The 12,336-nt window shown below is 58.3% G+C and carries 12 protein-coding genes, 1 tRNA gene and 1 pseudogene; 11 read left to right on the top strand and 3 right to left on the bottom strand.

All coding sequences use genetic code 11. The features are described from left to right. Nucleotides 1-35: 35 nt before the first annotated feature. The 3 genes from GKZ67_RS12265 to GKZ67_RS12255 all read left to right on the top strand — a co-directional run bounded on the left by GKZ67_RS12265 (nucleotide 36) and on the right by GKZ67_RS12255 (nucleotide 2,270). A complete protein-coding gene (locus GKZ67_RS12265; RefSeq protein WP_173242663.1) occupies nucleotides 36-980 on the top strand; it encodes a GNAT family N-acetyltransferase in 945 nt (314 codons plus the stop codon). Beyond that, nucleotides 965-1,666, top strand: a complete 702-nt coding sequence (upp, locus tag GKZ67_RS12260) for a uracil phosphoribosyltransferase (protein ID WP_173242661.1) — start codon at nucleotides 965-967, stop codon at nucleotides 1,664-1,666. The genes GKZ67_RS12265 and upp overlap by 16 nt, the downstream gene beginning before the upstream one ends. A gap of 172 nt (nucleotides 1,667-1,838) precedes the next feature. After that, a complete protein-coding gene (locus GKZ67_RS12255) occupies nucleotides 1,839-2,270 on the top strand; it encodes a hypothetical protein (RefSeq protein WP_173242659.1) in 432 nt (143 codons plus the stop codon). A 28-nt stretch (nucleotides 2,271-2,298) separates the two neighbouring features. Here the strand turns inward: GKZ67_RS12255 and GKZ67_RS12250 are convergent, their stop codons facing one another. Next, nucleotides 2,299-3,720, bottom strand: coding sequence for a DEAD/DEAH box helicase (locus GKZ67_RS12250; protein ID WP_173242656.1), 1,422 nt, complete (start codon nucleotides 3,718-3,720; stop codon nucleotides 2,299-2,301). Between the two features lie 227 nt (nucleotides 3,721-3,947). On the opposite strand from GKZ67_RS12250, the gene GKZ67_RS12245 reads away from it, so the two are divergent. From GKZ67_RS12245 to GKZ67_RS12225, 5 genes and pseudogenes are all read left to right on the top strand, one after another. After that, a tRNA-His gene (locus GKZ67_RS12245) sits at nucleotides 3,948-4,021 on the top strand. A 97-nt stretch (nucleotides 4,022-4,118) separates the two neighbouring features. Beyond that, on the top strand, nucleotides 4,119-5,048 hold the full coding sequence (locus GKZ67_RS12240) for a PfkB family carbohydrate kinase (RefSeq protein ID WP_173242654.1): 930 nt from the start codon (nucleotides 4,119-4,121) through the stop codon (nucleotides 5,046-5,048). 159 nt (nucleotides 5,049-5,207) lie between these two features. Continuing rightward, nucleotides 5,208-5,810, top strand: coding sequence for a TlpA family protein disulfide reductase (locus GKZ67_RS12235; protein ID WP_254244791.1), 603 nt, complete (start codon nucleotides 5,208-5,210; stop codon nucleotides 5,808-5,810). 114 nt (nucleotides 5,811-5,924) lie between these two features. Beyond that, nucleotides 5,925-6,227 carry a hypothetical protein gene (locus GKZ67_RS12230; protein ID WP_173242652.1) on the top strand — a complete coding sequence of 101 codons (303 nt, stop codon included), beginning with the start codon at nucleotides 5,925-5,927 and terminating at the stop codon, nucleotides 6,225-6,227. 167 nt (nucleotides 6,228-6,394) lie between these two features. Continuing rightward, nucleotides 6,395-7,230: pseudogene (locus GKZ67_RS12225) on the top strand (IS5 family transposase). A 53-nt stretch (nucleotides 7,231-7,283) separates the two neighbouring features. On the opposite strand, the gene GKZ67_RS12220 reads toward GKZ67_RS12225, so the two are convergent. Then, complete coding sequence (locus tag GKZ67_RS12220) at nucleotides 7,284-9,020, bottom strand: M61 family metallopeptidase (protein WP_173242650.1); 1,737 nt, start codon at nucleotides 9,018-9,020, stop codon at nucleotides 7,284-7,286. A gap of 173 nt (nucleotides 9,021-9,193) precedes the next feature. On the opposite strand from GKZ67_RS12220, the gene rpmH reads away from it, so the two are divergent. The 3 genes from rpmH (at nucleotide 9,194) to GKZ67_RS12205 (ending at nucleotide 11,734) form a co-directional block, all read left to right on the top strand. Next, nucleotides 9,194-9,352, top strand: coding sequence for a 50S ribosomal protein L34 (gene rpmH, locus GKZ67_RS12215; protein WP_068337113.1), 159 nt, complete (start codon nucleotides 9,194-9,196; stop codon nucleotides 9,350-9,352). A gap of 48 nt (nucleotides 9,353-9,400) precedes the next feature. After that, nucleotides 9,401-9,877, top strand: a complete 477-nt coding sequence (locus GKZ67_RS12210) for a ribonuclease P protein component (RefSeq protein WP_173242648.1) — start codon at nucleotides 9,401-9,403, stop codon at nucleotides 9,875-9,877. A gap of 162 nt (nucleotides 9,878-10,039) precedes the next feature. Then, the gene (locus tag GKZ67_RS12205; RefSeq protein ID WP_173242646.1) at nucleotides 10,040-11,734 is read left to right on the top strand and encodes a S41 family peptidase; all 1,695 of its coding nucleotides are present in this window, start codon (nucleotides 10,040-10,042) and stop codon (nucleotides 11,732-11,734) included. Between the two features lie 33 nt (nucleotides 11,735-11,767). Here GKZ67_RS12205 and GKZ67_RS12200 read toward each other — a convergent pair whose 3' ends face one another. Next, nucleotides 11,768-12,307 carry a suppressor of fused domain protein gene (locus GKZ67_RS12200; RefSeq protein WP_173242644.1) on the bottom strand — a complete coding sequence of 180 codons (540 nt, stop codon included), beginning with the start codon at nucleotides 12,305-12,307 and terminating at the stop codon, nucleotides 11,768-11,770. Nucleotides 12,308-12,336: the final 29 nt, after the last annotated feature.

Here is a 12,336-nt window from a genome sequence, read left to right as displayed (position 1 = left end):
TTTGGCCGCGGCTTGTACCCGGCCGCCCCGCTACCGTGCTGCGTCTGCTCCAGTTTTCTGACCTCGACCTTGTGCGCTGGGATGCCTGCGTGGCGGCCAGCCCCGGCGCGCCGGCCTATGTTCAGGCGTGGTGGCTGCGTGCCACGGCCGGCCGCTGGGCCGCCGTAGTAGAGCTGGGGCCGGCCGGCGACTACCGCTCGCTGCTGCCGCTGCCCACCAAGTGGCGGCCGTGGGGCCGGGTGGGGTACCAGCCGCTGTTTACGCAGCAGCTGGGCCTGGTGCTGACGCCCGCCAGCCAGTACCGCGAGCTGGCCGATTACCTGCCTTTTATTCGGCAAACCTGCTTTTCCTTCTACCAGCAGCTGGCCCCTGCTACCAGGCTGCCGGCGCTGCCACCGGGCTTTACCGCCGCCGAGCGCCTCACGTATCACCTGAGCCTGGAGGCCAGCTACCCCGAGCTGCTGCAAGGCTACACGGCAGAGTATCGCCGCCGACTACGCAAAAATCAGCAGCTGCCCCAGCCACTGTACGTAACAGAAAGCTATAATATAGAAGAAATAATATATTTGTTCTTGTCGTATCGCGGTCCCGCCGACACGGGCCTGCACCCGCGGCACTACGTGCACCTGCGCCGCCTGGTGCAGGCGGCGCAGGCGCGCGGGGCAGCCGAAGTGCGGCAGGTTCGCGCCCCCGACACCAATGAGCTACTAGCCGGGGCGCTGTTTATTCGGCACGCGGCGGGCGTTATTTACCTGTTTGCGGCGGTATCGCCGGCCGGGCGGGCCGCCAAGGCGCCTATGCTGCTGCTCGACGATGCCCTGCGCCGGCACGCGGGCCGGGCCGGGCAGGTCTTCGATTTTGAAGGCGGTACTTTGCCGGGTGTCGCCCGTTTCTTTGCCAACTTCGGGGCACGGCCCGTATCATATCCTGCCCTGACTTTTACCCAAAAAACCTGGTTTCCAACATGGATGCGTCTCTAACCTCTTTCGATGCCTTGGTTCCGGCCGCTGCCACGGTCCCCGAACGCCTGCGGGTAGTATGCGCCGAGCCCAGCATTGCCAATCATTTTTTGGCCGAGCTGCGCGACGTGGATATTCAAAAAGACAGTTTGCGCTTTCGGCGTAACCTTCAGCGGCTGGGCGAAATTATTGCTACCCGCATCAGCGCCCAGCTCAGCTACACGCCGCAGGCCATAAAAACGCCGCTCGGCGAAGCTGCCAGTCAATTGCTGCGCGATTTTCCCGTGTTGGCGACTGTGCTGCGGGCCGGCCTGCCCTTTCACCAGGGCTTCCTGAATTACTTTGACCAGTCGCCAAGCGCGTTTGCGGCGGCCTACCGCATCGAGGGCACGGCCCAGGTGCAGGTGCAGCTCGACTACCTCACCGCCCCGCGCCTCGACGAGCGCGTGCTCATCCTGGCCGACCCCATGCTGGCCACCGGCAAAAGCCTGGTGCAAACCTACCGGGCCATGCTGCGCTTCGGCACGCCGCGTCAGGTGCACATCGCGGCCGTTATTGCCTCGCCCGAAGGCGTCGCCTACGTAATGCGCGAAATACCCGAGGCAACGCTCTGGGTAGCCGCCGTCGATGAGAAGCTCAATGAGCAGGCCTACATTGTTCCCGGCCTCGGCGATGCCGGCGACCTGGCCTTCGGCAGCAAGATTTAGCCCTGCTAAAAGCGGCCCGGAAGTTGCATTTTCATTAACAGTGGGTGGGTCGGCTTTTAACGACAAAGAAACCAGCTTGGACGAAACAAGGTATGTTTGCAAGTCTGCTCGCCGCATTTTTACTGTATTAGCCGTCGATTTTCATTATTCTGCGCCGGTGTTACACTTTGCTATGAAACTTGCCACCGTTTTCCTGCTTAGCACGATAAAGTTTCTGGGCGGCCCGCTGGCGGGCAGCAAGATGGGCCTGGGATTTTGGCCCACGCTGGGCCTCACGGTGGCGGGCATGATGACGAGCGTATTTATTATCTCGGGGGTGGGCCGCACCTGGGTGCTGCACCGGCAGCAGCAGCGCCGCCTGCGCCGGGTGCCGGTGTTTTCCAAGCGCTCGCGCAATATTATAAAAGTATTTAAGCGCTTCGGGATGGGCGGTATTGCTTTTCTCACGCCTGTTTTGCTTTCGCCCATCGGCGGCACCGTCATTGCCACGCTGCTGGGCGTACCGCGCCAGCGCATCCTGCTGCACATGCTCTGGAGCGCCGTGCTCTGGGGCGGCGTACTCACGCTGGCCAGCACCCGCATCGGGCACATGCTGCACCATTAGGGGGTAAGAGTTATAGCTTTTACCTCCATCAGCTGCTGCGCCGCCGGGGCCGGGCGTTGATAGCCTTCATAGCGGGTGCCGAAGCGCCCTTCTTGCCGGGGTTCTTCTTGTTGCCTTTCTGGCTTTTCTTGTGGTGCTTGCCTTCCTCAAAAGGCTTGCCGGTGCGCTTGTCGATGGTCACGCCGGGCTTTATCCACTCCTTCTTTTCGTGAAATGACCCTTTAAACTCGGGGTCCTGGCGGCGGCGCTGCTCGTCGAGCACGCGGGCGTGCTGCTGGCCTTCGACAAAAGGCGTATTCGTAATCTCCACTTCCTCCGGAATGGGCAGCAGCGGAATCTCCTGCCGAATCATCTCCTCAATGCGCTCGATGTGCTGGCGCTCGGCCGGGTTGGCGAAGGTGATGGCCGCGCCCGTGTGCCGCGCCCGCCCCGTGCGCCCAATGCGGTGCACGTAGTCGTCATAAATCAGCGGCACGTCGAAATTGATGACGTGGCTTACCTGCGGCACGTCGATGCCGCGCGCCGCCACATCGGTAGCCACCAGGTAGCGAATACTACCCTCCTTAAAAGCATCCATGCTGTTGAGGCGGGCGTTCTGGCCCTTGTTGCCGTGAATCACGCGCACCTCGCCCACGGGCGCTTTGCGCTGCAAAAAGCGGGCTACCTCGTCGGCGTTTTCCTTGGTGCGGGCAAACAGCATTACCCGCGTCATCTCGGCCGCGTCGCGGTGCAGCAGGTATTCGAGCAGATTTATCTTGGTGGCCAGGTTGGGCACTTCGTACAGGCTCTGGGTAATGGTCTGGGCTGTTTGGGCGGGCGGCGTTACTTCCACCCGCACCGGAAACTCCAGAAATTCCTCACTCAGCACCGTCACGCGCTCGGGCATAGTGGCCGAAAACAGCACATTCTGACGCTTGCGCGGAATAATCTCCAGGATGCGCCGAATCTGGGGCATAAAGCCCATGTCCATCATCTTATCGGCCTCATCGAGCACCAGCGTAGTCAGGTTCTTGAGCACGAGGTCGCCCTTCAGGTAAATCTCCATCAGGCGGCCGGGGGTGGCAATCAGGATGTCAAGGCCCGCCTTTATCGTCTCAATCTGCGTCTTGGGCCCCAGCCCGCCGTAGATAGCAAATATTCGCAAATCTGTATATGTTGCCAGCGCCTTCAGGTGCTTTTCCAGCTGAATGGCCAGCTCGCGGGTAGGGGCGAGTATCAGGGCGCGGGGGTGCTCGCCCTGCGCGTATTTTACTTTCATGAGCAGCGGCAAGCCAAAAGCGGCCGTTTTGCCAGTGCCGGTCTGGGCGATGCCCAGCACGTCGTGCCCGGCCAGCAGCAGCGGAATAGTCTGGAGCTGCACCGGCGTAGGCTCGGTAAAGCCAGCCTCGGCTACGGCATTGAGTAATTGCTTATTGAGCTTAAAATCGGCGAACGCGGCGGGGGTATCCATTTGGCAAAGGTCGGGCTATTTTGCTGCGCGGGAGGCTAAACAACATTTGGTAAGGTGAGCTGGCCCGGCTGTTGCTCCCGAACCCCGACCGAATGCCGGGCGCGGGTATTATTCGGGCGCGATTGCCTCATTCTGGGGCGCTACGCACGCCAAGGGTGATGTTTTTTGGTTGAAAACCTTGCAAAAAACATTCCCAGCCGTATCTTTGCCCCACAAACCACCACACGGTAGATATAGCTCAGCTGGTTAGAGCGTCGGATTGTGATTCCGAAGGTCGTGGGTTCGAGCCCCATTATTTACCCTCGCAAAAGTCCCTGGATGCGAATCCGGGGACTTTTTTTGTTATTTGCATAGTTGCTTAGCCAAGCATCCATTTTCTACTCCTCTAATTACTCGCAATGAGTCTGCTCGTTATCGGCTCCGTGGCCTTCGACGCCCTGGAAACTCCCTTTGGCAAAACCGACAAAATCATCGGTGGCGCAGCTACTTACATCAGCCTCTCGGCTTCGTACTCGACCAAGCCGGTAAACCTGGTAGCGGTAGTGGGCGGCGACTTCCCGCAGTCTGATATTCTGACGCTGGAAGAGCACGGGGTGAATACCGAGGGCCTGCAAATCAAGGCCGATGAGAAGTCGTTTTTCTGGTCGGGTAAGTATAACAAAGACCTCAACTCGCGCGAAACGATTACTACGGAGCTGAACGTGCTCGGCTCGTTTGACCCGATTATTCCCGACGCTTACCAGGATTGCAAATACCTGATGCTCGGCAACCTGGCCCCGCAGGTGCAACGCCTGGTGGTGCAGCGCCTCGTAAACCGCCCCAAGCTCATCGTGCTCGACACCATGAACTTCTGGATGGATGTGGCCCCTGATGAGCTGCTGGCTACCATCGAGATGGTCGACGTGCTCAGCATCAACGACGAGGAAGCACGGCAGCTCTCGGGCGAGTACTCGCTGGTGAAGGCGGCCCGTAAGATTCTGGCTTTTGGCCCTAAGTTTTTGATTATCAAGAAAGGCGAGCACGGCGCGCTGCTTTTCCACAAGAATAAGGTATTCTACGCGCCGGCCCTGCCGCTGGAAGAGGTATTTGACCCCACTGGCGCCGGCGACACCTTTGCGGGCGGCTTTATCGGCCACATCTCGGCCACCGACGACTGCTCGTTTGAGAACGTAAAGCGTGCCGTTATCCACGGCTCGGCCATGGCCTCGTTCTGCGTAGAGAAGTTTGGCACCGAGCGGCTGCTCAACCTTACGCAGGAGGAAATCGAAGCCCGCGAGGCGCAGTTCGAGGAGCTGGTGAAAGTGCAGCCCGCCAGCGTAGTAGCCTAACAACGGCATCAAGAAATTATCCGGAACGTCAGGCCGAGCTAATCGAAGCATCTTGCCCGCGCAGTTGGAGTAGTAGTCCACTGAAGCGACCAGAATGCTTCGACAAGCTCAGCCTGACGTTCTTTTTTATTCGGAAATAATTTAAATGGTTTTTAGCTTATGCCAACCTGGCTGCGCCAAAACAGAGGCGAAATCTTTTTCTTCGCAGCCTTTGCGGTGGTAATGACGACCGGCCTGCGTCAGCCCGTGTTGAGTACGCTTCAGCGTGGGCTGCTGGCTACGGGGCTGTGGCGGGCCACACCGCCCACGCGCCCGGCAGCAGTGCCGGTGCAGTTTGCCAGCGAGCGCCGCGACTACCCACACCCGCTGCCGCTCTACACGCTCGATGGCCGCCCCACCAACCTGCGCCGGTTTGCGGGCAAGGTCGTGCTCGTCAATCTATGGGCCAGCTGGTGCCCGCCCTGCCTGGCCGAAATGCCCGGTCTGCAAGGCCTCTACCAAAAAACGGATACCGCTAAAGTGGCCTTCGTGCTGATTTCGCTCGATGCCAACCCCAACAAGGCGCGGGCCTTGCTGAAGCGCAGAGGGTATACTATGCCGGTTTATTTTCCAGCTGCGCCGCTGCCTGCGCCCTTCGACTCGCCCTCGATTCCGTCTACTATCGTGCTCACGCCCAGCGGCCAGCTGGCCGACCGCCACGACGGCATGGCCGATTATGATACCCCGGAGTTTCGGACAGCGCTGGAGAAATTAGCTAACTGAGCCCACCGAAAATAGTGGGGTATTTAAACGAGAAGCGGGCAGAATAGCAACCCCAGCGCGGGCATCGCGGTACAAGGAGGCGAAGAGTAATCCCACCTTAATCGTGCCCTAGCCATGTCAAAGAAACAAGATAACCTCGCTGCTGATAAGCCTTCGGTAAACCCATTTGACAATGCCCACCATCACAAAGGCGACCACGCTGCCGGTGAGCACGTTGACAGCACTACCAATCAGAACCTCAACCAGAGTGAGCTAACGCAGCAGGGCAACCAGACCCGCGGCAACACGCCCGGCGGCAACGCTAACGAAACCCGCCACACGCAGGCCAACAAGCCCCGTAGCAACCCGCAGGGCAACAGCCCCATGTCGATAGATACCAATAGTCCCAAAAAGGGCCCTGGTAGCCACGCTGACTAGATTTCGAAGAATGAAGTATAAAGCCCCGCTGAGGATATCAGCGGGGCTTTATACTTCATTACTGCCAGACTACTGATAAGGAAGCTGTTTAGGAAGTAGGCTGGAAACAAAAAAGACTCCCACGGCGGAGAGAAATTTGGGGTGCGACCCAACCAAGTTTCTTACGCCTGCCCGTGGAAGTCCTCTCCAAAGATATCATCGTGACCTGGCTACTGCCCTATTTACCCTTTCCCAGCCAGGGCCGGCGGCGGCGCGTGGCTCCGGCCGAGGTGGTGGGCGCCATTCTCTACAAACTCAAAACCGGCTGTCAGTGGCGCTGGCTACCGGTGGCCGCCCTATTCAGCGGCGAGCCCCTGAGTTGGCAGGGGGTGTACTATCATTTCCACACCTGGAGCAAACAAGGGCCTGGAAAAAGCTGTGGCTGACGCTCTTGCGCCTACACCGCCGCTTGCTCGACCTCTCCAGCGTGCAACTCGACGGCAGCCACACACCGGCCAAGAACGGCGGGGTGGCCGTGGGCTACCAGGGCCGCAAAGCGGCGCGCACCACCAACGCCCTGTTCCTGGCCGACAACCAGGGCCAGCCGCTGGCCCTGGCCACGCCCCAGGCCGGGCAGCACCACGATACGTTTGAGCTGGAAGCCGTCTTTGGCGAGCTTTGCCAAACGTTGGAGCAGGCGGACCTGTGCCTGCAAGGCTTGTTTCTGAACGCCGACAAAGCCTTTGATGTCAACAGCTTACGCCAGGCCTGTGCCCACCGCGATATTGAGGTCAACATCCCGCGCAACCGGCGTTCGGCCGACTGGCAAATCGACGATGATACCCTGTTTGACCCCGAACTCTACCGCCGCCGACAGGTTATTGAGCAACTCAACGCCTGGCTCGACGGCTTCAAAACGCTACTCGTGCGCTTTGAAACCTGCCTGCATACCTGGCTGGCGTTTCACTGGCTGGCCTTTACCGTGCTACTGCTGCGCAGAATTGGTCGCTCGCCTACTTCCTAAACAGCTTCAAGAGCTGTTGTAGGAATAACAATTGAATTGGCAAAATCCGCGATTTAAAAATCCCACCCTAGCCAATTTCGAAAGCCGGCCTTCTGCGCCTCATCAGCTTCGGCTAGCTTTTCTACCGCGTAGCGGGGGCCGAACGAAATGCCCGGCTGCGCGGCCAGCTCCACCAGCAATAAGCGGTTCTGACGGAATACCGCGACTTCGTAGTGCGGTGCGTCGGTGCTGAGCAGGCTTTGTAAGTTTGACTCAACCCGGCGGCCGTTGATGGCTACCAGCTCATCATCAACAGTAAGGGCTGCGGCGGCCGGCGAGCCGGGCCAGATGTACGTCACTTCGGTACGCTCGTTTTTTACCACCGTGCGGAAGCCAAATTTTCCTTCGGCGGCCGAGGCGTTTTCGTAAGCCACCAGCTGGCAGCCTACGGTGTGCAGGGCCTTGTCGAGTGGCTCTTGCAGGGGCGCGGTGCCGTTGATAAACTTGTCGAAATACACCTGCATCTTGCGGCCGGCTACTTCGGTTACCACGCGCACGTAGTCCTCGTCAGTGTAGCCCTTGCCGGTTTTGCCGAATTCTTCATAGAGGCGGCGCATTACGTCGTCGAGGCTGCGGGCGTGGCCGTGCAGCTGCCGCAGGGTCAGGTCGAGCAGCAGCGCCGCCAGCGCGCCTTTGTGATACACGCTCACTTTGCGGTCGGGCACGCCGGGCTTGTAGCCGTCGAGCCAGAGGTCCATGCTGGCATCAGCCAGCGAAAGGTTATGGCCGCCGGCATCGGCGTAGTGCTTGTGCAGCACGGTGTTCAGCTCCTCAAAATACTGCGCCGGCGTACGCACGTGGCTGCGCGCCAGCAGGTATTCGCCATAGTAGGTAGTAATACCTTCGGCTATGTAGCAGGTGCGGAAATAATTCTCGCGGCTGTAATCGTAGGGCTGCATCTCGGCGGGCCGGATGGCTTTGATGTTCCAGGTATGAAACAGCTCGTGGCAGCTCACGCCCAGCAGCTCCTTATATAGGCTTTCCTGCATAAGCTGCTCGGCCGGCCCCAGCACAATCACGGTCGAGTTGTGGTGCTCCACGCCGTGGTAGTGCTTATAGGGCAAAAACTGGTTCAGGAAGTGGTATTCGGTCACCGGAAAGCCGCCGAAGAGCGTCAGCTGCTCTTCCGAAAAGGCCTTGAAGTCGGCCAGCAGCCGGGGCCAGTTGACTACCGCCTCGTCGCCCTGCGCCCACACGTGGAAGGGCAGGCCGCCCGCCTCGTACTGCTCGTGCTGAATGGTAGGGCTGGCAATGAGCGGCGCATCGGCCAGCTGGTCGAAGTTGGCGGCTTGCAGGGTATTGGGCAGCGTTTGGGGCAGCCCGCAAGCGAGGCGCCAGTCGGCCGGCAAATCCAGGGTAAGCTGGCAGGGTAGCTCCTGGTGGCCCTCGGCGTAAAGCAGCGCCTGCACCGGGTTGAGGTACAGCTGGGTAGCATCGAGCCACGAGCCGCCGGCGTCCATCTGGTGGGCATAAAAATTGTAGCGCGCCCGCACGCTGCGGCCAGCTGCGCCGCTCACTTCCCAGCGGTCTTTCGTGACTTTGCGGTAGGGCAGGAGCTCGTCGGTTTCGGCATCGCTAAACTCCATGTGCTGAATCTTCTGGCCGAAGTTCTGGATTTCGTAGCGGCCGGGCCGCCACGCCGGCAGCTGCAGGGCCAGCGGGCCGGTGGCCTCGGCCGGCACCTCTACCATGAGCTGAACCTGGAGGTAAAACGTGAGCGGATTCTCGAAAGAAACGTGGTAGTAGGTCATGGCCGGCGTTGAAACAGGAGGTAAAGCTAGAAGAGGGAAGGCGGAGTGATACGCCGTTTGGCGCCGGGCAAGTTGCCCGCCCCTACATGAAGGGCTACGCTGTTGGAGCCAGCCCTTGCTATTGTAAACCTAAATTCGTACCTTTGCCGGCCCAACTCGCAATTTGACTTGTCATGAAACGTACCTATCAGCCCTCGCAGCGCAAGCGCCGCAACAAGCACGGTTTCCGCAACCGTATGGAAACCGCTAACGGCCGCAATGTGCTGGCCCGCCGTCGTGCCAAAGGCCGCAAGCGCCTCACCGTATCCGACGAAGGCCGTCACAAGCGCTAGGCTGCTAAGCTATTAGCCCAAAGCTGATGGCTGTTGGCTACTCAGTTTATGGAACAATCTCAATCGCTCGGCTCCCCTTCTGCACCAGAGAGGGAGCCGGGGGCTGAGGCAAGCGCTACCGCGCCGAAAAGGGTTTACACCTTTCCGAAAGAGGAACACCTGTGCCGCAAAAAGCTCATCGAGCAGCTTTTTAGCAAGCAGGGTTCCTCTTTTGGCGTTTATCCGCTCCGCCTCACCTGGCTTCCGGCTCCCGCCCTCACCGCTGCTGCCCCGCAGGTGCTGGTGAGCGTGCCCAAGCGCACCTTTAAGCGCGCCGTCGACCGCAACCGCCTGAAGCGCCTGCTGCGGGAGGCGTATCGCCTTAATAAGCACCGCCTCACGGAAGCTGAAGGCGGCCACCCGGTGGCGCTGCTGGGTATTCTGTACACCGGCAAGGAAAAAAGTGAGCTGCCGCTGCTAGAAAAAAAATTAATTTCCGGGCTTAAACGTTTGCTGGCAGAATCTTCGGTGCAACCCGCGCCGTAGGTTCGCTATCTTCACGCTAGTAAAAGAAGAAAAAAGCGCCATCTTCTTGCCAAGGCGGTAGGATGGCACGGCCTTTCCGGCAGTTTAGCGCCGCGAGCCCTTGCGGCACGCTACTAGCAGCCAGGGCAGAGATTTATTCTTGATTAGCTATTCTTTAGCCCGATGACTACCCGCAAAAAAGTTCTCACAACGCTGGCGCTCAGTACGCTGGGTCTCGCAGGCTTTCGCGCTGCTTCCGATAACGAGCGGTACTTCGAGATAGCCAAAAATCTGGATATTTTCGCGACGCTTTTCAAGGAAGTCAATACGTATTACGTGGACGAGATTACGCCCGGCAAGCTCGTGAAAACGGGCATCGACGGGATGCTCAAGTCGCTCGACCCGTACACGAACTACATTCCGGAGGACGACATTGAGGATTTTCGCACCCTCACCACCGGCCAGTACGGCGGCATTGGGGCGGTAGTGGTGAAGCGTAACGGTAAAACCGTGGTCCAGAGCGCCTACGAAGGCTACCCGGCCCAGAAAGCTGGGCTGCTGCCCGGCGATGAGATTCTGACTATCAACAACATTAACGTTGATAAAAAAACCAACGCCGACATCAGCAAGCTGCTTAAAGGGCAGGCCAATTCGCTGGTAAAGCTCATTGTAACCCGCTATGGCCAGGACAAGCCGGTGACGGTTGATATTACCCGCGATAAGATTCAGGTTGATAACGTGCCCTACTACGGTATGCTGACCAACGATATCGGCTATTTTCAGCTGGCGGGCTTTACCGTGGATGCGGGCCGCGAGGTGCGCAATGCCGTGGTAAAGCTCAAGGAAAAGGGCGCGAAGAAGATTGTATTTGATATCCGGGATAACCCCGGCGGCCTGCTGAATGAGGCCGTAAATATCTCTAACCTATTCGTTGACAAAGGCCTGGATGTGGTAAGCACCAAGGGTAAGGTGACGGAGTGGAACAAGACGTATAAAGCGCTCGACGTGCCCCTCGATACACAGATTCCGATTGCCATTATCACGAGCAACCGCTCGGCGTCGGCCTCGGAGATTGTATCGGGGGTGTTGCAGGACTACGACCGCGCCGTGCTGGTAGGCGAGCGCACTTTCGGGAAAGGATTGGTGCAGGCCACCCGGCCGCTGAGTTACAACTCGCAGCTGAAGGTAACAACTGCAAAATACTATATACCAAGCGGGCGATGCATTCAGGAAATCGACTACTCGCACCGGGCCGATGATGGGGCGCTGAGCAAGTTTCCCGACTCGCTGCGCACCGCGTTTAAGACGGCGGCCGGCCGCACGGTTTACGACGGTGGCGGCGTAGCACCCGATATTGATATTCAGGACCGGCAGATTGCGGATATTACGCGGGTGCTCATCCAGAAAAGCTACCTTTTTGACTTTGCAACCCGCTACCACGCCGAGCACGCGACGATTCCGCCGGCCCGCGATTTCAAGCTTTCAGATACTGACTACCAGAAGTTTGTGGCGTATCTGCAAGGTAAGAATATGGCCTATAGCACCGATGCTGAGCGCTCGCTGACCGACCTTACCAAAAAGGTGAAGGAAGAAAAGCACTACGACGACGTGAAGCTGGAGCTGGACGCTATTAAGCGTAAAGTGGCCGCCAACAAAACCAACGACCTGCAACGCTTCAAGCCCGAAATCCGGGAGCTGCTGGAAGAGGAGATTGCCTCGCGCTACTACTACGAGAAAGGCCGTACCGAAGCCGGCTTCGATGATGACCCCAATATTCAGGCTGCCATTGCGGTACTCAACGACCCCAACCGCTATGCCGCGCTGCTGAAGCCGGGCGGGCGGGCGGCCAGTGCGACGAAGTCGGCGGGCATGAAGTAAAAAGGAAAAGGCAGACCAGTTGGTCTGCCTTTTTTATGCACAGGAAACTCTATTGGGGTCTAAGTAATAGAGTCCTTTGGCTTCGAATAGTTCCTCTAATGCATTCCAGCCTTGCTGCATTTTATAATCCCGCTCTTTTTCAGTGATGGGTAAGAGCCAAAGGTTGTGGAGATGATTCTCGCCAAAATCAAAAGTCTCAAGTTCGACTCCGTCTAGGTAGGGCAAGGAGAGAAATGCGTGGTCACATAAGGAATTATCCTGCCAGGGTCGGCCAATGAAAACGCTATGATGTAACCCAAGCGGGCTGTCATTGCGGTGGAATGATGCTGTAACTGTCAGTAATTCAACTAAGCTACTATCCTGCTTTTGAGAAAATACGTGTAGCTCTATAAAATGGGCGTCCATATCGATGGACATACCCAATGTAGAATAAATCCAGAAATTATGCCCGTCGCTTGGAGGAAATTCCAGTACCTGAAAAGATAGAGGTATCTTCTTATGCGGGTCCGGAATACGAAGCTGGTCAGTACATTTCCCCCAACGAGCCTCTAAATGAAGCTTGAGTAACTCCAAATCATACATGCTGCCAGCAGATACTCACG

Origin of the sequence: Hymenobacter sp. BRD67 (assembly GCF_013256425.1) — a bacterium.
Taxonomy (GTDB): domain Bacteria; phylum Bacteroidota; class Bacteroidia; order Cytophagales; family Hymenobacteraceae; genus Hymenobacter.
Note: the sequence above shows the minus strand (reverse complement) of the source record. Positions and strands in the feature narration are given on the sequence as shown.